Consider the following 20965-nt stretch of genomic DNA (forward strand, 5'->3'; position numbering starts at 1 on the left):
GGTCGGGTACTTGGCTGGAACCGCCCCCCACGCCTGCTCGGTGCCGTACTCGCCCGGGCACCCCGCCCCCGACCGTCCCGTGGAGTTCCGCCCATGCCCCGTGCGCACCTCCTCCCAGCCCCGGCCGTCGCCCGCCGCCTCCGCGGAGATCGAGGGAGCGCCCCGCAGGAACTCCGACTCCTCTGCGGGCGGCACGGATGACGGGTCCGGAAGCCGGCCACGGGGAACGCCTCCTGCAGGAATTCCTGGCGAACGTGCACACCACGGCGCCGACGAAACTGTCCTCCCTGGTCGACAGTTACGCTGCCAAACTCGGCCTGCGCCGGGTCGTGATCTACCTGGTCGACCTTCAGCAACGCCGGCTGACACCTCTCTCGGGCGGGGAGCAGCTCCTCGTGGACCGCTCACCCGGCGGCTGGGCCTACCGGGCCCCCGGCCTGCGGGTGACCGCCACGGCCGACGGCACCTTGATCGCCTGGCTTCCGCTGGTCGACGGCGTGGAGCGACTGGGTGTCATCGCCGTACACATGGACTCGCTGGACAGCACGCTGCTGGACCGCTGCCGGACACTGGCTTCCATCCTCGCGATGGTGATCACGTCCAAGCGGGCCTTCAGCGACCGGCTCGTGCAACGAGCCCGCACCGGTGCGATGACACTCTCCGCCGAGATGGTGCGCGCGCTGCTGCCGCCCCGCACCATCGGCAACGAATGGGCCGTTTCCACCGCAGTCCTCGAACCCGCCTACGAACTCGGCGGGGATGCCTTCGACCATGCGCTCACCGAGTCGACACTGCACGCCGTGATCCTCGACGCGATGGGCCACAACCTCGCTTCGGGGCTGACCACTGCCATCGCGATGGCCGGCTTCCGGAGCTCCCGCCGAAACGATGGGGGACTGCCCGAAAGCGTCCGCATCGTCGACGAGGTACTCGCCGAATGGCTTCCGGACCAGTTCTGCACCGGGATCGCCATCCAACTGGACCTGGCCAACGGGCTGTTGAACTGGGTCAACTGCGGCCACCCCCCGCCGCTGCTGATCCGTGATCAGCAAGTGCTCGACTACGCCCTGGAGCGCCCCGGAGAGCCTCCGATGGGGATGCCGGCCACGCTGGCCGGCACACCACGGAAGGTTCACCAGATGGCACTCGAGCCGGGGGACCGGGTGCTGCTCTACACCGATGGGGTGACGGAAGCCCGCGTCGCCGACGGCGCGGAGTTCGGACTGACGGGATTCACGGGCTCCATCATCCGTGCGACCGCCGCCGGGGAGCTGGCGTCGGAGGCACTCCGGCAGTTGATGCACTCGATTCTGGAACGTCAGGACGACGTACTCCGGGACGACGCCACCATCCTCCTGATCGAATGGCGGCCGCCCGCCTAGTGGTCATCGCCACTCGCCACGTGCAGGACCCACGCAGGAAGGACGCCCGTATATGACCAGCGCAGCAGACGAACATCGGCCCGTGGCCCTGATCACCGGCGCGGACTCGGGTATCGGCCGTGCGACCGCCGTGCGGCTGGCCGGGGCGGGGATGGACATCGGCATCACCTGGCACAGCGACCGGCAGGGAGCGGAGGACACGGCCGAGGAGGTGCGCGGCTTCGGGCGACGCGCGGCGATCGCCCAGATGGATCTCACCGATCTGCCGGATGCCGCACAGGCTGTCGACACGCTCGCCGATGAGCTCGGGCGCGTCGATGTCCTGGTGAACAACTCGGGAACCGGCACCTCGACACCCTTCCTCGACATCGGGCACTCGACGGTTCTCCAGGTGATCGAAGTGGACCTGATCGGTCCCTTCCTGTGTTCCCAACGCGCCGCGCGGCGAATGATCGCACAGGGTGGCGGGGGCCGGATCGTCAATGTGACCTCCGTGCACGAACATCAGCCCCGCGTCGGCGCGGCGCCCTACTGCGCGGCGAAGGGCGGCCTCGGCCTGCTCACTCAGGTGATGGCGCTCGAACTCTCCGAGCACGGCATCACGGTCAACGCCGTGGCTCCCGGAGAGATCGCCACGCCGATGACCGGCCAGGAGGACGCCGACGTCACGGCTGCCGAACGTCCGGGCATCCCGCTGGGGCGGCCGGGAGACGCCCGGGAGGTCGCCGCCGTCATCGCCTTCCTCGCCGGCCCGGACGCTTCCTACACCACGGGGGCCTCGTGGGCCGTCGACGGCGGCATGCTGCGGATGGGCCCGCAGGCCGGATCTCACCTCACCAGCGGCGACTGGCGGCGGGGCTGATCGACGTGCTCGCCCCTACGGGAGCACGCCGGTCCTCACGTCCGGCTGGCCCTCATCCGGTCCAGAGCGGACTGAAAGGCGAGCTGTATCGGTCGCGAGGGAGGCGGGCCGGTGATGCTGTCGACGAGACGCTGAGCGATTTCCCGCAGCTTGATGTTGGTGCGCTGGGAGACGTCGACCAGGACCTGCCAGGCCTCTTCCTCGGAGCAGGAGCCGGTAGCCATGACAATGCCGCGCGCTGTGTCGATCAGCGGGTGCGTCCTGAGGGCCTGGCGCAGGCCGTCGACCTCGTGCCGAAGGTCCTCGGTCTGCCGCGAAGCCGTCTGTCCCTCCAGCAGGCTGCCCACGGCCCGGTACTGGGCAGCGTCCGATGCCTGCCATTCGTCTGCCTGCCATTCGTCGGGGATTTCCTGGCTCGCCGCATCGGTCCCGCCCTGCCTGCCGATGATTTCCACCTCCTGCATGCGCATATCACCGCTCCTTGACGATCTCGGTCGGCGGGACACCGCCCTGCTGACGTCTTACTGTCCCGCTTGCCCGCCTGCCGCCGTTGCAAGCTGTCGGCGGTCGGTCGTTGAGACCAGGACTCCGGACCGGTAGGCATATCGGCGAAGGGCCGCCCGGTCAGGCGCCTCCGCCGCCGAGCCCCTTCACGATTTGGGCTGCGTTACCGTACGTGCCTTCGGCCGGCAGCTCACTCACCGCTGCCAGTAGCGTGTCCGGGGCCTGTTCCTCTCTGAGCACCTGGAGGAGGGACTGCCGGTCGGCAGGGAACGCCGTGCGGTCCAGTCGGCGGGCCAGCTCCATCCGCAGCGATTCGGCATCGGCTTTCGCCCGCGCCCGATCGCGCTCCTCCCCAGGAGGTGGTACCGGCCCACCCGGGTCGACCCGGACGTCGTCATCCGCGGGCGGTTCGGGGTCGTTGGCCTCTTCGACGCGGGTGTGCTGCCCGGACCGCAAGTAGCCCTGCAGTTCGTGCTTCAGCTCGTCGTCCTTGCGTGGGCTCACGGGGTTGCTGCCGCGCTCCATATCGGAGCACCTCCTTCTCAGCGGGGTGGCCACGGCGCGGACCGGATCTGCCGGGCACCGCACCGGAGACGCTGCGGCGGTGTCCGGCCGGGGAAACCGCCATACCCCTGGCGGCCCATGGGGATCCCGCTCGGCCTGGCCCTGATTCCCAGGATAGGCCGACAGCCCGTTCGCTGCCCTGCGCCACCCTGCGGCGCCGGTCGACCGCCTGCCGTCCGGCTTACCGGGATCCGGCCCGGGTACCCGGCGCACGGATTGGCCGGGGGCCCTCGGGATCGACGGGACCGAACGGAGCTCACCGCTATGACGCTTCCTCCTCCAGCGCCTCTTTCCCCCGCAGCCCCGGTGCACCTTCACTTCATCGGGAATGCGACACTGTTGATCCGGTACGGCTCCCTGACACTCCTCACGGATCCGAACTTCCTGCACCGGGGCCGGCATGCCTACCTCGGTTACGGACTGATGAGCAGGCGACTGACCGAACCTGACATCACGATTGACCAATTGCCACCGGACCTTGATGCGGTAGTCCTCTCGCACCTGCACGGCGACCACTGGGACCGGGTCGCGCGACGCAATCTGGACCGGTCGCTGCCGGTCATCACCACGCCGCACGCTGCACGCCGGCTGCAGGGCCTGCACGGATTCCATCGCACGACGGGTCTTCAGAACTGGCAGCAGCACCGTCTCGTCCACCACGACAGCCAGGTGCTGCTGACCGCCCTGCCGGGCCGCCATGCCGTCGGTCAGCTGCGCCGCCTGCTGCCCCCGGTCATGGGAAGCATGCTCGAATTCGGCCCGGTCGCCGGTGATGTCCGCCTCCGTCTCTACATCAGCGGCGACACCCTGCTGTTCGACGGCATCAGGGAAATCGGCCGACGCTACCCCGGCATGGATATCGCCGTGCTCCACCTGGGCGGTACGCGGTTGCCGGGCGGCTTCGTCGTCACGATGGACGGCGGCCAGGGAGCGGAACTCACCGAATTGTTGCAGCCGCGATGTGTACTGCCTGTGCACTACGGGGACTACACGGTGATGAAGTCGCCGCTGAGTGCGTTCCTCGACGCAGCCGGCCGGCGCGGGCTGGCCGACCGCATCGTGCGCTGCGAGCACGGCCGACGGGTGACCATCACACCCGGCGCGACGTCGGTGACCGTCGAGTGACGCCCCGGGGTGCTCCGTGCGGTGCCGGGCACAGCACGGACGGTGAAGGAGGGGACTGCTGCCATGCGAACGGTCGGTGTCGAGGAGGAACTGCTGCTGGTGAGCCCGGAAACCGGGGAGCCGCAGGCGGTCGCGGGGGCGGTGCTGGCTGCGCAGGATGCGGACGGCGACGGAGCCAGACTGGCACCGGAGCTGCAGCGCGAGCAGTTGGAGACCACCACCCGCCCGAAGCTGCAGATGAGCGATCTGGCGGCGGAACTGCGCCGCTGGCGTGGTGTGGCGTCGGAACGGGCGCGCGAGGCCGGCGCGGACGTGGTGGCCCTGGCCACGTCTCCGCTGCCCGTTGCCCCCTCGGTGAGCGCGGGACGGCGCTATCACCGGCTGGTGGAGGAGTTCGGACTCACCGCGCAGGAGCAGCTGACCTGCGGCTGTCATGTGCACGTACAGGTTGCCTCCGACGAGGAGGGCGTCGCCGTCCTCGACCGAATCCGCCCCTGGTTGCCCGTATTGCTTGCCCTGAGCGCCAATTCGCCGTTCTGGCAGGGGCGCGACAGTGAGCACAGCAGTTATCGCAACCGGGTCTGGGGCCGCTGGCCGTCCGCAGGTCCGGTGGAGACGTTCGGCTCGGCGGAGCGCTACCACGCCGAGGTGCGGGCACTGCTCGAGACCGGAACGCTGCTCGACGAGGGCATGATCTACTTCGATGCGCGCCTCTCACGCAACTACCCGACCGTCGAGGTGAGAGTGGCCGATGTCTGTATCGAGGTCGACGACACCGTGCTTCTGGCCGCGATGGTACGGGGCTTGGTGGAGACCGCCGTCCGTGCCTGGCAGGCCGATGAGCCACCCACGCCCGTCACGGTCGGCCTGCTGAGACTCGCGACGTGGAGAGCAGCGCGCTCGGGCGCCTCCGGCCGGCTGGTCCACCCCGCGACGTGGCAACCGGCTCCTGCGGAGGAGGTGGGCGAGGCACTCGTGGACCATGTCGCCGACGCGCTGACGGACGCCGACGACCTGCTGCTGGTCAAGGACAACCTGAGGCGCTTGATGAGCCGTGGTGGTGGGGCCGGGTTTCAGCGCGCCACCTTCGCGGGCACTGGCGACCTGCGCGCCGTCGTCCGGGAAGCCATGGTGCGCACGCTGGCCTGAGATCCCGTCCGACGTCGTTTCGGTGCCGGTCACACGGGCACCCGGCACCCATGGACCACTCACGGGCACCGGTACTCGAGGCGCTGTCCAAGTATCACGCCGAGGGACAATTGCCTTTCACACCGCCCGGACACAAGCAGGGCCGTGGCGCCGATCCCCGGGTACGCGAGGCGCTCGGAGACGGCGTCTTCCGTTCCGACGTGCTGGCAACCAGCGGACTCGACGACCGCATGTCCTCGACCGGTGTGCTCGCCGAGGCGCAGGCGCTGATGGCGGATGCAGTGGGCGCCGAGCACACCTTCTTCTCGACCTGTGGCAGTTCCCTCTCGGTGAAGGCGGCGATGCTCTCGGTGGCCGGCCCGTACGAGGAACTGCTGTTGGGCAGGGACGCGCACAAGTCCGTGGTGTCGGGCATCATCCTGTCCGGGATGCGTCCCATCTGGGTCGACCCGCGGTGGGACCCCGATCTGCATCTCGCCCATCCGCCGGACGCGCGGTCGTTCCGGGCCGCGTTCGACGAGCATCCCGACGCCAAGGGCGTGCTGGTGACCAGCCCGACGCCGTACGGTACGTGTTCCGATCTCTCCGGGATCGCCGAAGTCTGCCATGAGCGGGGCAAGCCGCTGATCGTGGACGAGGCGTGGGGGGCACACCTGCCGTTCCACCCGGGCCTGCCGGCCTGGGCGATGAACGCCGGAGCGGATGTGTGTGTCACCTCGGTGCACAAGATGGGCTCCGGACTGGAACAGAGCTCGGTGTTCCACCTGCGGGGCGACCTCGTCGATCCGAACGTACTCAGTTCCCGGGAGGACCTGCTCGGAACGACGAGTCCTTCCTGCCTGATCTACGCGGCTCTCGACGGCTGGCGGCGCCAGATGGTCGAGCACGGGCGTGCCCTGTATGACGAGGCCCTGGCGCTCGTCGATCACGTACGGGCCGGCATCGACGCGATCGAGGGTATGCGCGTCCATGGCCGGGCCGACTTCTGCGGACCCGGCCGAGCCACCGACATGGACCCGCTGCAGATCATCGTCGACATCACCGGCCTGGGCGTTTCGGGTTACCGGGCAGCCGACTGGATCCGTGCCCAGCACCGCATCAACCTGCACCTCAGTGACAACCGCCGGATCAGCGCCCAGTTCACTCACGCGGACGACCACGAGTCCGCGCACCGGTTGCTCGCAGCGTTCGACGATCTGGCCCGGCACGCAGCGGAACTCCGGCCCGCCGCGGACGTGCAGATCCCCGCTCCCGCCGACCTCCGGCTGGAGCAGGCTCGGCTACCGCGAGACGCGTTCTTCGGGCCGGCCGAGCAGGTGCCGTGGCAGAAGGCAGCCGGGCGGGTCGCGGCCGAGATGCTCACCCCCTACCCGCCGGGAATCCCGGCGGCGCTTCCGGGGGAGCGGCTTACCATGGACGTACTGGAATACCTGCGCAGCGGAGTGGACGCCGGCATGGTCGTGCCGGACGCGTCGGACAGCGAGGTGCAGACCGTGCGCGTGGCCGTCGAGAAGTGACCGTGCCTCTCGCCAAGAGGCGACCGCCCGGGCTCGCCACAGACCGCCCCGGCTGGCTCCCCCGACCAGTCGGGGCTTCCTCAGGTCCGCCGCCGGTCAGAGGGCGAGCGCGAAGGCGACACACCCCGCAGCGAACACCAGGACGATGAGCGCGATGACGGTGAGGGGTCCCTTCGACCAGCCTTTGGGCGGGCTGTTGCGTGGGCCCGCCTCGGACATGCCGCCTTCCGCGGGGGGACTCTCGCCGGGCGGCACCCCTCCACCTGGCTCGAGGCCAGGGGTGTTGGCGGGGTCCGGGTCAGGGTTGGGTGCAGTCATGACCGACGAGTGCCCCTAACCGGACAGGTCAGTCACGCGCCCGGCCACTCTCCAGGGCCAGCACCGCGAACGTGGCCAGCCAGTGGTCCGTCGTGAAGTCCCCGGAAGACGTGGCCGGCAGCCCCGCCGCCAGGTGTGCGTCGGCTGCAGTCGCAAGCGCACCGACGCGTCCGTCACCCGGGGGGAGAGCACCGGCGATGCGGCGCAGCGCGGCCGCTCGGCTGAGACACAGACCCAGCAGGTGCCCGATCTGCGGGTCCGCCGCGTCCGAGACGTGTGGTGGTGCCAGGAAGAGCGTCCGCGTGTCGGCGGTGCCCGGCTGGCTGTGGTGGTCCGCTCCCTCCTCGAGTTCCGGCAGGAAAGCCGTCAGCCAGTGGGCGAACTCCGCCCCGGGAAGCACCCGCCGCATCGCGTCGGCCTCGGTCAGGGCGGGGGAGAGGAAGTCCTGCCCGGACGGCTCCCAGCGCAGTGCGGCGCCGTGGTCCGCCGCGAACCAGCTGCGCAGCCGCTCGGCTGCCGGCCGCGTCAACTCGGGAACTCCGGCGGCCACCGCGCTGTCCAGTACCAGACCGAGCGCGAAGGCGCTGTTGACGTGCGTGCCGTGCCGTACCGGATACGTCGCCTTCGGCAGCCAGTCCAGGATCAGCGCCGACACCGTACGCGCAGCCGGCGCGAGGGCGGCGGTCCAGCGCGTGTTGCCGAGCGCCGCGCACTCGGCGGTGAGCGCCAGCAGCCACGCCCAGCCATAGGGACGTTCGAACGAGGGGTGCGTGCGCAGGTAGTCCGCCTCAGTGACCAGCGCATCGGGCGTCAGATGGGCGTCCAGCACCGCGGTCATCGCGGCGGCGTCGACCAGGTCGTCGCAACGCCGGAGCAGCCGCACCATCAGCCAGTGCATGTGCACGGAGGAATGCCAGTCGTAGGCGCCGTAGAACGCCGGATGATGGATGCGCGGCGGCACCAGTTCCGCCGGGCCGCCGAGCAGGTGGGCCGGGATGTTGGGGTACTCGCGTGTCACGTTCTCCAGCGCCAGCCGAGCGAACCCGGCGGCGCGGGCGGTGAGCGCCGCATCGGGGAGCTGCGAGGGGCGCGGTGTCTGCTTGCTCAATGTGTCGCTCCGCCGGTCTCCCGGATATCGGTGATGTTCTCGCGTGCGGCCACCAGGATCGCGCGCAGTCCGGTGGCGATGTCGCGGGCGGCCATGGAGGGTGCCGCCCGGTGTGTCACCTGGGCAGGGACGTACGGCACGTGTACGAAACCGCCGCGTATCCCCGGGTACCGGGTGGAAATGAGGTGTGCGAGCCCGTAGAAGAGGTGGTTGCAGACGAAGGTGCCCGCGGTCTGTGAGACCGATGCCGGGACACCGGCCCGGCGGGCGGCGGCGACGCACGCCTTGACCGGGAGCGAGGAGAAGTACGCCGCGGGGCCACCGGGGACGATGGGCTCGTCGACAGGCTGCTGGCCCGCGTTGTCGGGGATGCGGGCGTCGTCGACGTTGATGGCGACGCGCTCCACGGTGAGGTCTGTCCGGCCGCCCGCCTGGCCGACGCACAGCACGAGTTCGGGAGACTTCTCCTCGATCGCGTCGCGCAACTCGTCGAGGGCCTGACCGAAGACGCAACTGATCGCTACCGCGGTGACGGTCATGTCGGGCGGCGGCTGCTGCGCGACGCGATGCGCCGCCTCCCAGGAGGGGTTGGTGTCCTCGCCGTCGAAAGGCTCGAAACCGGTGATCAGAACGCGCGTCGGAGGTGGGTTCATGAGGGTGACCGTTCAGAAAGCGAAGAAGTAGAGGATGCAGACGTTGCACGCCAGCAGGGCCACTGCGGTCGGTGTCTGCGCCTTGATCGGCCCGTACTGGTCCTTCAGCTCGAGGAGCGCGGCCGGGACGAGGTTGAAGTTCGCCGCCATCGGCGTCACGAGGGTCCCGCAGAAGCCGGCCAGCATGCCGACGGCCAGGACGGCCGGCGGGTTGCCGTGCATCTGCTCGATGAGAACCGGCCAGCCGATCGCCGCCGTCATCACCGGAAACGCGGCGAAGGCATTGCCCATGATCACGGTGAACAGGGCCATACCGACGCAGTAGAGCGCCACGGCGGCGAACTTCTGACCGTCGGGCAGGACGCTCTCGGTGACGCTGCGCACCTGCGTGCCGACACCGGCGGCCTGGAAGATGGTGCCGAGAACGGACAGCAGTTGCGGCAGCAGCAGGGCCCAGCCCATGGACTCCAGCAGCCCGCGTCCCGCGTGCACCGGGACGGACAGCCGGCGCTCCCGCAGCACCCACATGCCGACGCCGACCGCGGCGATCGCGCCGATACCGAGTCCGAGGATCGTTTCGGAGCCCGGCTCGAGAACCGGCGTTCCGCCGATCGACACCTTCTTCACGAGCACCGCACACACCATGGCCACCACCGGGATGGTCAGGGCGGGAATGAACAGCTTGTTCCCGAAGCGAGCGGCGAGCGCGGAGCGCTCCTCGTCGGACGTCGTCCGCGGCTTGCCCTTGCCGACCTGGTTGAAGCCGCCCAGACAGATCAGGACGAGGACGCCGAGCCCGAGCGGCTCGGCGGGCGCCGCTTTCTCGGTGACACCCGTGCTGTAGAGAAAGCACGCGCCCAGCAGGCCCCAGAAGGCGGCGGAACCGAACCGCTTCGGGTTGCTGGAATCCCGCAGCATCTGCAGCGCCATGACGATGAAGACGGCGCCGACCAGCCAGAAGAACCATTCGGACTTGATCATTCGGCCCCTCCGGCGATACGGCCCTCGGCGCCGGGCGCCGGAACGGCGATCTCCGCGTTGGCGGTGATCAGTTCTCGCTCCAGCGTGCGGTCCAGGTACAGCAGCCGACCGCCGTGGATCACGAAGGCGCACACGGCACTCGGAATGGCCCACATGGCGAGGCTCAACGGTTCGAGATGTGTGTGATAGGTGGCGTTGGCGAAGCCGGTGATGAGCAGGATCGATCCGATCGCGAGGAAACAGTCCTCGCCGAAGAACACACCGACGGTGTCCGCCGCAGCGGAGTGGGAGCGGACCTTCTCCCGCAGCCGCTCGGGAAGCGGGCGGCCGTCGTTCGCACGCTCAGCAGCGGCCTCCGCCATGGGCGCGACCATGGGACGCACACTCTGGGCCGGGCCGCCGATGGTCTGCAGGCCGACAGCCGCGGTGAGCTGGCGCAGCAGAAGGTAGAGGGCCAGAAAGCGGCCCGTTGTCAGCTTGCCGAGCTTGGTGACGAGAATGCGGGCCTGCTGCTGCAGGCCGTTGCGCTCAAGGAGACCGATGACCGGCAGTGTGACGGCGAAAATAGTCACCGAGCGGCTGGATGCGAAACCTTCCCCGAAAGTTCTCAGGATGGCGTCGGGGGAGAGGTGGCCCAGCAGTCCGGTGGCTATGCCGGCCACTCCGACCACCAGCAGGGGGTTGCGTCGTGTGGCGAATCCGAGGACGACCACGAGGACGCCGAGCAGAACAATCATGCTGACTCGGCCTTCCGTGCATGAGAGAGCAGGGACGGGCGACCCTGATACGCGGTCGCTCTGCTGGAAGCCACAGTCTGCCGCCAGTCGCCAAGGAGGCTAAGTGATTGTTCAACGATGTGACTATGACGTATGTCTCACAGCCCCGGAAGGTGCGATCAGCGAGCGCCGATTGCCGTCTCCTCCGGGTACGCCTCCGTGAGCTGGCGCCGCGAATCCTCCAGGTAGAAGCCGAGCAGCCGCTCGGCGGCGGGGGCGTCGCCCTGCTGGAGCGTGGTGAGAATGTCGCGGTTGCGGGTGAGGTAGGGCTCATGGAAACGGCGTGGATCGTTCATCACGTGGAAAGCCAGCCGCAACTCGGCCAGCACGCCGCGCATCAGGTCGTCGGTTCGTGCACTGCCGGCCAGTTCGGTCACGGCCTGGTGGAAGCGGATGTTGGAGGTCGAACAGTCCTGCCAGCGGCCCGCCGCGGCAGCCTCCTCGCCGGTGAGGACGGCCTTCTCCACATCCCCCAGCGGGTACGGGGGAGCGGCCAGGGAGCGCACGGCCGCGCACTCCACCAGCAGGCGGACACGGTAGATGTCCACGATGTCCGCCGTGCTGAGCCGGCGTACGAACGTTCCCTTGTTGAGCTGCTGCACCAGCAAGCGCTCATGAGTGAGCAGCCGGAACGCTTCGCGCAGCGTGTTGCGCGAGACGCCGAGCGCGCCGCCGATCTCCCCCTCGGTGAGCCGGTCGCCCGGACGCAAGGTGCCCCGCGTGATGCGGGTGCGCAGGATGTCGGCCACCCGCTCGGCTGTACTGGTGCGCCCCAGCAGCGCGCGATCCGCGCTGAGTTCGGACACGATGTCGGCATCGGTCGGCATGCAGGTCTCCCCGAGATGAGTGATGTGCCCAGTGAAGCGAAGAAACACGCGCGGGACAACAACATCTTGTGGAATCGTTCAACAATCGCATATGTTGACCGCGATGACCACCAGGAGTGACCCGCCCATGAGCACCTCGCCGACGTCCAGCACCGCGGCCACCGACGCGCGGACAGAGCCGACGATCGATCTCAACGCCGACCTCGGCGAGGGCTTCGGCCGCTGGCACCTGACCGATGACGAGGCGCTGCTCGCATCCGTCACCAGCGCCAACGTCGCCTGCGGATTCCACGCGGGCGACCCCCTGACGATGCGCAGGGTCTGCGAACAGGCCGTCGCCCACGGCGTGCGGATCGGAGCCCAGGTCTCCTACCGCGACCTGGCCGGCTTCGGCCGGCGAGCCATGGACGTACCGGCCGCCGAACTGGCCGCCGAAGTGGCCTACCAGATCGGCGCCCTGGACATCTTCGCCCGAGCAGCCGGCGGCCGCGTCACCTACGTCAAGCCGCACGGCGCCCTCTACAACCGCACCGTCCGCGACAGCGACCAGGCCGCCGCCGTCGTCGAAGGGGTCCGGCTCGCGGCCGGCGCCCTCCCGGTGCTCGGTCTGCCGGGGTCCGAACTGCTGGCCGCCGCCACTGCGGCGGGGCTGCCCGCCGTGCACGAGGCATTCGCCGACCGGGCCTACCGCCCCGACGGCACACTCGTACCCCGCACCGAGGCCGGCGCTGTGCTGGACGACCCGGACCTGGTGATCCGGCGTTCCGTGACCTTCGCTCGCGACGGCGCGGTGACCGCTGCCGACGGCAGTACCTTGCGGATGACAGCCCGCTCGCTGTGCGTCCACGGCGACACCCCGGGAGCCGCACGCCTGGCCGGAAGGATCCGCACCGAGCTGACCGAATCCGGAATCGCCGTCCGGGCGTTCACGTGAGCGCCCGCGCGGCAAGCAACGGCCGGATCCACCGCGTCGGCCGCTCCGGGCTGCTTGTCGAACTCGCCGACACCGAGGCTGCGGAAGCTCTGCATGCCGAGATCCTGCGCCGCCGCGCTGACGGAACTCTGCCCTCCGTACGAGAAGTGATCCCCGGTGCCCGCACGGTGCTGCTCGACGGCCTGCACGAGCCGCAGCGGCTCGCCGCCGAACTGCCGCACTGGGATGTGCCGCCACTGCGCCGCGATGAGGGCGCCGCCATCGAGATCCCGGTTCGCTACGACGGCCCCGACCTGGCCGAAGTGGCCGAACTGTGGGGTGTGAGCACGGAGGAAGCGGCCCGGATCCACGCGGGTACCGCGTTCCGGGTCGCGTTCTGCGGATTCGCGCCCGGTTTCGGCTACCTGACCGGGCTCGGTCCGAAGCAGCACGTGCCGCGCCGCGCCGATCCGAGAACCCGCGTTCCCGCGGGTGCCGTTGCCCTCGCCGGACCGTACACCGGCGTCTACCCGCGTTCCTCGCCCGGCGGCTGGCAGCTGATCGGCACGGCCCTGCACACCGTGCTGTGGGACAGCTCCCGCACGCCCGCCGCACTGCTGGCGCCCGGCACCCGGGTCCGCTTCATCGCCGAGGACGTCCGTTGACCGGCGCCGACCGGAGCGACACCGAACCGAACAGGACCGCAGGCGTGGGGGGGACGCTGGTGGTCGTACGGGCCGGGGCATTGACCACGGTCCAGGACCTCGGCCGGCCCGGCTACGCCCATCTCGGCGTTCCGCGCTCGGGAGCGCTGGACGAACCCGCGCACCGACTGGCCAACCGACTGCTCGGCAACCCGGAGAGCGCCGCCACCCTGGAGACCACCCTCACCGGCTGCGCCGTGCGGGTGTCCGCTCCCTCGGTCGTGGTGATCACCGGCGCGCCCTGTGCCGTTACGATCGACGGAGTACCTGCGCCCTGGGGCACTACGGTACGCGTGCCGGCCGGCGCGGTCGTGGACGCCGGCCCCGCCACGTACGGAGTACGCAGTTACCTCGCCTTCTCCGGCGGCGTCCAAGTGGCCGCGGAGTTGGGCAGCCGCGCCACGGACCTTCTTTCCGGCCTCGGGCCCGCGCCGCTGCGCGAGGGTGACGAACTGCCGGTCGGCTGCCCGCGACCGGCCGGCGGGCTGCCCGCGGCCGAAGCAGCACGCTGGCCCGCGCCGCCCGGCGAACTGGTACTGCCGGTCCTGAGCGGGCCGCGTGCCGACTGGTTCACGTCGGGCGCCCGACACGCCCTGCTGACCTGCACCTACCGCGTCTCCCCGAAGGGGAACCGCATCGGCCTGCGCCTGGACGGCCCCGCACTCGAACGCACCCGCGACGACGAACTGCCCAGCGAGGGCATGACGCTCGGCGCGGTACAGGTCCCGCCGGACGGCCGCCCGGTCGTCTTCCTCGCCGATCACCCCGTGACCGGGGGCTACCCGGTCATCGGCGTCGTTCCGCCCGAACACCTGGCGCCCGCCGCCCAGGCGCTTCCGGGAACCCCGGTGCGCTTCGTTCCGGCAGGCCCCTTCGTCCCGGCAGGCCCGGAAATCCACTACGGCTGCTGAGCCCTGCACGGCGCAACTCTGGTGTCGCCCCGACCCGCCAACGGAGAGCCGCGCGTCGAGTCGTGCCGTTTTCGGACATGATGAACCCTGCACCCAGCCAGCGTCCGCCGTACCCAGGGCGATGTCCCGGCCCCTAGGAGCCGTACGTGTATCTGCCCGGCAGCCTCCCTCTCGACGAATCCCTGCGGCCGTGGGCGATCGCCGCAGCGGCATCCCCGGGCGATCTGTCGGCCGCGCGTGCCCAGATGGGTTTCTCTCTCGCCTGGCACATCGTCGTCGCCTGTCTCGGCGTGGGACTGCCGCTGCTCACCCTGATGGCTGAGTGGTACGGCATCCGCACCGGCAATCCGGCCCATCGGCTGCTGGCCCGGCACTGGGCGCGGGCCATGGGTGTCCTGTTCGCTGTCGGAGCGGTGTCCGGAACGATTCTGAGCTTCGAGATGGGTCTGTTGTGGCCCGGGCTGATGGGCAGGTTCGGGCAGGTCATCGGGCTGCCATTCGCGCTGGAAGGGATCGCCTTCTTCATCGAGGCGATCTTTCTCGGGATCTATCTCTACGCGTGGGACCGGATGCCCCCGCGGCGGCATCTGCTGATGGGCCTGCCGATCGTGGTGGCCGGGATCGCTTCGGCCTTCTTCGTGGTGTGTGCGAACTCCTGGATGAATCAGCCCCGCGGATTCACCCTGCGCCGGGGAAAGGTCGTCCACGTCGACCCGTGGGCGGCGATGATGAACCCGGCCAGCCCGCCCGAGACGGTCCACATGATTCTCGCGGCGCTCATGGTGGCGTCCTTCCTGACCGCCTCCGTGTATGCCGTCGCTCTGCTGCGCGGACGCAACGACACCTATCACCGGGCCGGCTTCTTCATCCCCTTCGTGTCCGGCGTCGTGGTCACACCGTTCCAACTCGTCGTGGGCGACTGGGCGGCGCGGTTCCTCGCCGACTACCAGCCGATGAAACTGGCCGGCATCGAAGGGGTCTTCCGCACCGGCTCCCACGTGCCGCTCACCATCCTCGGTGTCGCGGACGGTGAACAACTGCGCTACGGACTCGACATCCCCGACGGGCTGTCCCTGCTGGTGGGGTACCGGCCCAGCACCGTCATCCGGGGACTGCACGAGGTGCCGCGGGACCAGTGGCCTCCGGTGACCGGGGTGCACCTCTCGTTCGACGTGATGGTCGGCATCGGCTGTTTCCTGCTCGCCATGGGGGTGTGGCTGCTGCTGGCCGCGTGGTGGCACCGGCGAAAAGGGGGCGAGCTGCTCGCGATGCGCGGCTCCCGGATCTTCCTGCTGCTCGCCGCCGTCAGCGGCCCTGCCGCGGTCGTCGCTCTGGAATGCGGCTGGTGCGTCACCGAACTCGGGCGCCAGCCCTGGGTGGTGTGGGGCGTGATGCGGGTGAGGGACGCGGTGAACCCGGCGCCGGGACTGATGGCCGGGCTGTGGATGGTCCTGGTCGTCTACGCGGCGATGACCACGGCCTCGGTGTACGTACTGCGCCGGATGACCCGCGACAGACCCGTTCCGATCGCCCCCCAGGAGAGCGATGTCCAGGACTACTCCGTCGTGTGACGCCGCTCGCGACCCTGTCGTCCCACGCCGGAAGCCCAGGAGGCCACCTTGCTCGCCAACGTGACACTGGCCGTGATGTGGGCCGGCCTGACGTGCTACGCCTTGTTCGGCGGCGCCGACTTCGGTGCCGGGCTCTGGGACCTGCTGGCCGGCCGGGACCGCGGGGGCCTGCCGCAGCGCCGGCTGATCGAGCACAGCATCGGGCCGGTGTGGGAGGCCAACCACGTGTGGCTGATCTTCGTGATCGTGCTGCTGTGGGCCGGCTTCTCACCCGTCTTCGCCGCCGTGCTCTCCACTCTGTACATCCCGCTGACGCTGACCGCCCTGGGCATCATCGCCCGCGGGGCCGCGTTCGCCTTCCGCAAAGCCAGCACCGAGCTGTGGCAGCAGCGCCTGTTCGGCGCCTGTTTCGCCCTGTCCTCCGTTGTCACCCCGTTCTTTCTGGGGACGGTCGCCGGCGGCGTGGCATCCGGCCGGGTGCCGCCCGGCCTCGCCACCGGTGACACTCTCACCAGTTGGATCAACCCGACGTCCCTGCTGGGCGGCGTACTCTCCGTATTGGCCTGCGCGCATCTCGCGGCCGTCTATCTGTGCGCCGATGCGGCGCGCGCAGGGGACGCGGAACTCGCGACGGGCTTTCGTCGCCGGGCCATGGTGAGCGGACTGCTGAGCGGCCTGGTCGCGCTGGTCGGCATCGCCATTCTTGATCAGGACGCGCCGCTCCTCTTCCACGGCCTCACCCATCGGGCATTGCCGCTGGTGATTGTCAGCGCCGTCGCCGGGCTGCTGGGGCTGGCCCTGCTGGCCGGACGCCGGTTCGTCCTCGCGCGCGCGGCCGCGGCCCTTGCGGTTGCCGCCATCCTCTGGGCCTGGGGCGCCGCCCAGTACCCCCGCATGCTCGGTCCCGGTGTCACTGTCTCCGCGGCTGCCTCCGTCGAGAGCGTCCTGGTTGCCTGTCTGATCGCACTCGGCGTCGGCTTCCTGGTTCTCGTCCCCTCGCTGTTGCTGCTGTACGCGACCTTCCAGCGGAAGCCACCACCGGCAGCCGGCGCCCAACCGGGACTCGACCCCTCAGGCGCCGAATGACCGGCGGCAGCAGGACCGGTGGCAGCAGGACGCGAGAAGCCACTCCCAGCGCTGCATCTCCTCGGATCACTGGCCCGCAGCGGCCTTGGCGTGGAAATCCGACCAGGCCGAACGGCTGATGGCGGGATCGAGCAGCACATCGGCAGCGGTGGAGGCCAGCGCCTCGGTAGCGGCCAGCATCGTCCTCCGGCCCCAGGGGGACGCGGCTGCTTCGGCGAACCGGGGCGTGTGGTCGGACTCGTACGTATCAAGGATGGCGACGAACGGATGGATGGCCGGGACCTGAGCGCTGACGTTCCCGATATCGGACGAGCCGAGATAGACGCCGGGCGTCGGTGCGCAGAGGGTGACGCCGGCCCGCTCCATATGTCCGGTGAACAGCCGGGACAGCACGTCGTTGTTGCGGAAATGCTCGTACCGGGCGGAGACCTGCCCGGTCTCGGCTGTCGTCCCGGTGGCCAGGGCGATGCCGTCGGCGCACTTCCGCAGCTCACTGATCAGTTCGTCGAGGTCCTTTCCCGTGGCGCCGCGCAGTCCGAAGCGGCCTTCCGCGTACTCCGGAACGATGTTCGTGGCGCGGCCGCCGTCCGTGATGATGCCCTGGACGTGCGAGCCTGACGGCCGTCGCGGCTGAAGTGCCGCCAGCGCGTTGAACAGCTGAATGAGGGCGCCGAGCGCGTCGATACCTTCGGTGGGGTTTCCGGTGGGATGCGCGGCGCGGCCCCGGAACCCCACCCGGAACTGAACCTGGGCGGTGAGCGGCGCCGACGACCAACTGTGCACCCCGGGGTGGAACATCAGCGCCGCGTCCACCCCGTCGAAGACACCGGCTTCGACCTCGGTCGCCTTGCCGCCCCCGCCCTCCTCCGCGGGGGTGCCGACCACCAGGACACTGCCGTTGATCTCGTGCACGGAGCGTTGCAGGGCGATCGCCGCCCCGAGTCCGGCGGCGGCGATCAGATTGTGGCCGCAGGCGTGACCGAGGCCGGGCAGCGCGTCGTACTCCAGAAGCAGGGCCACGCACGGTCCGTTCCCGTCGCCGGTCCGGGCGGTGAAAGCGGTGGGCAGGCCCGCCACTCCGCGCACCACGTCAAGGCCGGCGCTTTCCAGTTCGGACGTCAGCAGAGCCGCAGCGGAGTGTTCCTCGAAGGCGAGCTCCGGCTGCTCGTGCAATGCCATGGCCACCTGCCAAAGCCTCGGGGCCAACGCTGTTGTCTCGCGGCTGATGCGTTCGTGGACGGAGTACGGGGTGATCACTGGGGCTCCCCATTCTGTCGGTGCGGGAAAGGCGGCCCGCCGGGGCCGCGGGGAAACCGTCAGCCCCGGGGCTTGCCGTCGGCTTCGGCAAGCAGACGTTCCATACGGTCGAAACGTTCATGCAGGACCTGCGCTGCCACCTCGCACACATGGTGCGTATGGTCGGCGGCCTCGGCGAGGCGGTGGCGGCGTGCGTTCTCGCGGGCCACGAACCAGGTCGCGAGGGCGGCCGTAACCATCCCGTAGGTGGTGATCCCCACCACCATCATGACGGCGGCGATGATCCGTCCCCACGCGGTCAGCGGATAGAAATCGCCGTATCCAACAGTCGTCGCTGTCTCGACCGACCACCAAACGGCGCGCGGGTAGGACGTCAGGGTGGCTCCTGCGGTGCCACGCTCGGCGATGACGACCGCCCATGACCCCACGAGCATCGTCGCGATGAGGACGCCGGTCGCCCAGGCCGCCGTTCTCGAATGGAGGGAACGGCCTTCCCGGTCGAGCAGCAGGTTGATCGCCTTGATCAGGAATCCGGGCAGCATGACCGGATCATGCCCGGCCGGGGCCCGGCCGGAACGGCCGGACGCGCCCCCACCGGCAGGCACGTCACCCGATCGGGGCGCGGCCCGTGCCCGCTCCACGTTTCGGCCCGTGCCGCTGTGGAACCCGGCAATGTCCGAGCCCCTGGGAACGAGGTGAGAGTCCATGCCGGGACAGCAGGAATTGCCATCGACGCTGGAACGGTCCCCGCAGGAGGCCCAGCGCACGTGGATCAAGGCCCATGACTCCGCAGTGGAGGAGTACGGCGAAGGGGAGCGGGCTCACCGGGTGGCCTACGGGGCTCTCAAGCACAAGTTCGAAAAGGTCGGCGACCACTGGGAGCGAAAGGAAGCCGGCCGCAAGGGGCCGTCCGACCCGCAGTCCGCCCGGCCGCGGCAGCAGGGGGGCCGAAGCGGCGAAGGCGTCGACGAGCAGGCGTCGAAACACCATCTGTACGAGCTGGCAAAACGCCTGGACGTCGATGGACGGTCCCACATGACCAAGTCCGAGCTGCTGGCAGCCGTCCGCAAGGCCAACCGGTCGAAGACGCGCGAGGCCCGCACCTGACCGGCTCGTCAGAGGAACGACGAAGGGGCGCCGATGAGTGCCGAGCCCGCCACCGGGTTTCCCGCGGAGATACGCAGGAGCGCCCTCGCGCTGTCCGGGCCGGAGTCGTTGGACCCCCTCCTGGAACGGATCGGTGGCGCGCGCTACGTACTGATCGGGGAGGCGTCCCACGGTACGTCGGAGTACTACCGCCGCCGCGCAGAGCTGACCCGTCGGCTCATCGTCGAGAAGGGATTCTCCTTCGTAGCGGTGGAAGGGGACTGGCCGGACTGCCAAGCAGTGCACTGCTCGGTCACCGGGGCGCCGGGGGCGCCCGAGGACCCCGTCGTGGCCCTGCGGGGCTTCCGCCGCTGGCCGACGTGGATGTGGGCGAACACCGACGTGGCGCGGTTCGTCCGCTGGCTGCGCACCCACAATGCCGGCCTGCCGAGTGACCGGCGTGTCGGCTTCTTCGGCCTGGATGTCTACAGCCTGTGGGAGTCGCTGGCCGCGGTGCTGTCCCATCTGCGGGACCACGACCCCCAGCTGGTGGATCAGGCACTGGCGGCATATCGATGCTTCGAGCCCTACGCGGAGGATCCGCAGACCTACGCACGGGCAACGCGGCTGGTGCCCAGCGGCTGCGAGCCGGAGGTGGTCGGACTGCTGGTCTCGGTGCGGGAACACGCCCGGGAGGCAGCGGCGACGTCCGACGGAGATCTCACCGACTTCGCCGCCCGTCAGAACGCCGAAGTGCTGGCGGGCGCGGAACGCTACTACCGGGCGATGGTGCGCGGCGGACCTCAGTCATGGAACATCCGTGACTACCACATGGCCGATACCCTCGACCGGCTCGTCAGCCACCATGGCCCGCAGGCCAAAGCCGTCGTCTGGGAGCACAACACCCACATCGGTGACGCCAGGGCCACCGATATGACGGATGCCGGGCTGGTCAACGTGGGACAACTGGCGCGCGAACGCCACGCGGCGGACGGCGTGGTACTGATCGGGTTCGGCTCGTATCACGGCACGGTGCTCGCCGGTGACGCCTGGGGAGCGCCCCAGCGCACCATGGAGGTCCCGGCCGCCCGCCCCGGCAGCGTCGAGGAACTTCTGCACCGGGCGCTGCCGGACGGATCGGCGCTCTTCCTCTTCCCGACCGGCTCCGCCGACGGCCGGGCGACAGCCCGACGCAGTGACTGGTCCGACACACCGCTCGACCACCGGGCGATCGGGGTGGTCTACCACCCTTATCGCGAGAAGTGGGGCAACTACGTTCCCACCGTCGTCGGCGAACGCTACGACGCCTTCCTCTTCATCGATGCCACCCATGCACTGACGCCGCTGCACCAGCCGCGCAGCGCACTGACGGGAGAGGAAGAGACGTGGCCCACCGGTCAATGACTGGGCCCGGTCACAGGACTGTGCCCGGTCACATGACTGCGCGCGGGCGGATCGATCAGGTGATGGGCTCGGGAGCCGGTCCCGGACCGGGGAGAGGTCCTGGCTGCGGGCGGGGCTCGGGCGGCGGCGTGGGCGCGGGCGGATCCGGCTCCGGCTGCGGCGGCGCGGGCGGTACGGGGTCGGGGCCGCCCGGTGCGGGGGCCGGCCCGGGCACGGGTCCCGGCCGCGGCCCACCCGGTCCGGGCGCAGGCGTCGGAGTGGGCGGAA

Annotated in this window: 22 protein-coding genes; 12 read left to right on the forward strand and 10 right to left on the reverse strand. The window is 70.0% G+C overall.

From position 1 onward, the window contains the following. The first annotated feature begins 197 nt into the window (after window positions 1–197). Window positions 198–1382, forward strand: a complete 1185-nt coding sequence (locus AB0436_RS07790) for a PP2C family protein-serine/threonine phosphatase (protein ID WP_366466805.1) — start codon at window positions 198–200, stop codon at window positions 1380–1382. A gap of 52 nt (window positions 1383–1434) precedes the next feature. Further along, window positions 1435–2244, forward strand: coding sequence for an SDR family oxidoreductase (locus AB0436_RS07795; protein ID WP_366466806.1), 810 nt, complete (start codon window positions 1435–1437; stop codon window positions 2242–2244). A gap of 35 nt (window positions 2245–2279) precedes the next feature. Here AB0436_RS07795 and AB0436_RS07800 read toward each other — a convergent pair whose 3' ends face one another. Then, window positions 2280–2714, reverse strand: a complete 435-nt coding sequence (locus AB0436_RS07800) for an ANTAR domain-containing protein (protein WP_366466807.1) — start codon at window positions 2712–2714, stop codon at window positions 2280–2282. Between the two features lie 154 nt (window positions 2715–2868). After that, window positions 2869–3273 (reverse strand): DUF2795 domain-containing protein, encoded by a 405-nt coding sequence (locus tag AB0436_RS07805; protein WP_366466808.1) that lies wholly within the window; start codon window positions 3271–3273, stop codon window positions 2869–2871. Between the two features lie 303 nt (window positions 3274–3576). On the opposite strand from AB0436_RS07805, the gene AB0436_RS07810 reads away from it, so the two are divergent. The 3 genes from AB0436_RS07810 (at window position 3577) to AB0436_RS07820 (ending at window position 7103) form a co-directional block, all read left to right on the forward strand. Then, window positions 3577–4437, forward strand: a complete 861-nt coding sequence (locus AB0436_RS07810; protein WP_366466809.1) for an MBL fold metallo-hydrolase — start codon at window positions 3577–3579, stop codon at window positions 4435–4437. Between the two features lie 63 nt (window positions 4438–4500). Next, entirely contained in the window at window positions 4501–5586 is a 1086-nt protein-coding gene (locus AB0436_RS07815; RefSeq protein ID WP_366466810.1) for a glutamate--cysteine ligase, read from the forward strand. Between the two features lie 50 nt (window positions 5587–5636). Continuing rightward, window positions 5637–7103, forward strand: a complete 1467-nt coding sequence (locus AB0436_RS07820) for an ornithine decarboxylase (protein WP_366466811.1) — start codon at window positions 5637–5639, stop codon at window positions 7101–7103. Window positions 7104–7199: 96 nt separating this feature from the next. On the opposite strand, the gene AB0436_RS07825 is transcribed toward AB0436_RS07820, so the two are convergent. The 6 genes from AB0436_RS07825 to AB0436_RS07850 all read right to left on the reverse strand — a co-directional run bounded on the left by AB0436_RS07825 (window position 7200) and on the right by AB0436_RS07850 (window position 11766). Further along, entirely contained in the window at window positions 7200–7421 is a 222-nt protein-coding gene (locus AB0436_RS07825) for a DUF6480 family protein (RefSeq protein ID WP_366466812.1), read from the reverse strand. A gap of 28 nt (window positions 7422–7449) precedes the next feature. Next, entirely contained in the window at window positions 7450–8529 is a 1080-nt protein-coding gene (locus AB0436_RS07830; protein ID WP_366466813.1) for a DUF2891 domain-containing protein, read from the reverse strand. Beyond that, a complete protein-coding gene (pcp, locus tag AB0436_RS07835; protein WP_366466814.1) occupies window positions 8526–9182 on the reverse strand; it encodes a pyroglutamyl-peptidase I in 657 nt (218 codons plus the stop codon). The genes AB0436_RS07830 and pcp overlap by 4 nt, the downstream gene beginning before the upstream one ends. A gap of 12 nt (window positions 9183–9194) precedes the next feature. Continuing rightward, on the reverse strand, window positions 9195–10163 hold the full coding sequence (locus tag AB0436_RS07840) for a DUF979 domain-containing protein (protein WP_366466815.1): 969 nt from the start codon (window positions 10161–10163) through the stop codon (window positions 9195–9197). Continuing rightward, window positions 10160–10900 (reverse strand): DUF969 domain-containing protein, encoded by a 741-nt coding sequence (locus AB0436_RS07845; protein ID WP_366466816.1) that lies wholly within the window; start codon window positions 10898–10900, stop codon window positions 10160–10162. The genes AB0436_RS07840 and AB0436_RS07845 overlap by 4 nt, the downstream gene beginning before the upstream one ends. 158 nt (window positions 10901–11058) lie before the next feature. Continuing rightward, a complete protein-coding gene (locus AB0436_RS07850) occupies window positions 11059–11766 on the reverse strand; it encodes a GntR family transcriptional regulator (RefSeq protein WP_366466817.1) in 708 nt (235 codons plus the stop codon). Window positions 11767–11893: 127 nt separating this feature from the next. On the opposite strand from AB0436_RS07850, the gene AB0436_RS07855 reads away from it, so the two are divergent. The 5 genes from AB0436_RS07855 to AB0436_RS07875 all read left to right on the forward strand — a co-directional run bounded on the left by AB0436_RS07855 (window position 11894) and on the right by AB0436_RS07875 (window position 16951). After that, a complete protein-coding gene (locus tag AB0436_RS07855) occupies window positions 11894–12700 on the forward strand; it encodes a 5-oxoprolinase subunit PxpA (protein ID WP_366466908.1) in 807 nt (268 codons plus the stop codon). After that, window positions 12697–13344, forward strand: a complete 648-nt coding sequence (locus AB0436_RS07860; RefSeq protein WP_366466818.1) for an allophanate hydrolase subunit 1 — start codon at window positions 12697–12699, stop codon at window positions 13342–13344. The genes AB0436_RS07855 and AB0436_RS07860 overlap by 4 nt, the downstream gene beginning before the upstream one ends. Before the next feature lie 44 nt (window positions 13345–13388). Next, complete coding sequence (locus tag AB0436_RS07865) at window positions 13389–14294, forward strand: biotin-dependent carboxyltransferase family protein (protein WP_366466909.1); 906 nt, start codon at window positions 13389–13391, stop codon at window positions 14292–14294. Between the two features lie 182 nt (window positions 14295–14476). After that, window positions 14477–15865, forward strand: a complete 1389-nt coding sequence (locus tag AB0436_RS07870) for a cytochrome ubiquinol oxidase subunit I (protein ID WP_366466910.1) — start codon at window positions 14477–14479, stop codon at window positions 15863–15865. A gap of 48 nt (window positions 15866–15913) precedes the next feature. Continuing rightward, window positions 15914–16951 carry a cytochrome d ubiquinol oxidase subunit II gene (locus tag AB0436_RS07875; protein ID WP_366466819.1) on the forward strand — a complete coding sequence of 346 codons (1038 nt, stop codon included), beginning with the start codon at window positions 15914–15916 and terminating at the stop codon, window positions 16949–16951. Between the two features lie 66 nt (window positions 16952–17017). On the opposite strand, the gene AB0436_RS07880 is transcribed toward AB0436_RS07875, so the two are convergent. Then, on the reverse strand, window positions 17018–18205 hold the full coding sequence (locus AB0436_RS07880; RefSeq protein ID WP_366466911.1) for an amidohydrolase: 1188 nt from the start codon (window positions 18203–18205) through the stop codon (window positions 17018–17020). A 62-nt stretch (window positions 18206–18267) separates the two neighbouring features. Next, complete coding sequence (locus tag AB0436_RS07885) at window positions 18268–18750, reverse strand: potassium channel family protein (protein ID WP_366466820.1); 483 nt, start codon at window positions 18748–18750, stop codon at window positions 18268–18270. Window positions 18751–18913: 163 nt separating this feature from the next. Between AB0436_RS07885 and AB0436_RS07890 the strand changes: the two genes are divergently transcribed. Together AB0436_RS07890 and AB0436_RS07895 are read left to right on the forward strand one after the other, a co-directional pair. Continuing rightward, entirely contained in the window at window positions 18914–19315 is a 402-nt protein-coding gene (locus tag AB0436_RS07890) for a ChaB family protein (protein ID WP_366466821.1), read from the forward strand. 33 nt (window positions 19316–19348) lie between these two features. Then, window positions 19349–20698: an erythromycin esterase family protein gene (locus tag AB0436_RS07895; protein WP_366466822.1), complete on the forward strand. Its 1350-nt coding sequence runs from the start codon at window positions 19349–19351 to the stop codon at window positions 20696–20698. Window positions 20699–20965 lie beyond the last annotated feature (267 nt).

Origin of the sequence: Streptomyces sp. NPDC051322, assembly GCF_040689485.1 — a bacterium.
GTDB lineage: Bacteria > Actinomycetota > Actinomycetes > Streptomycetales > Streptomycetaceae > Streptomyces.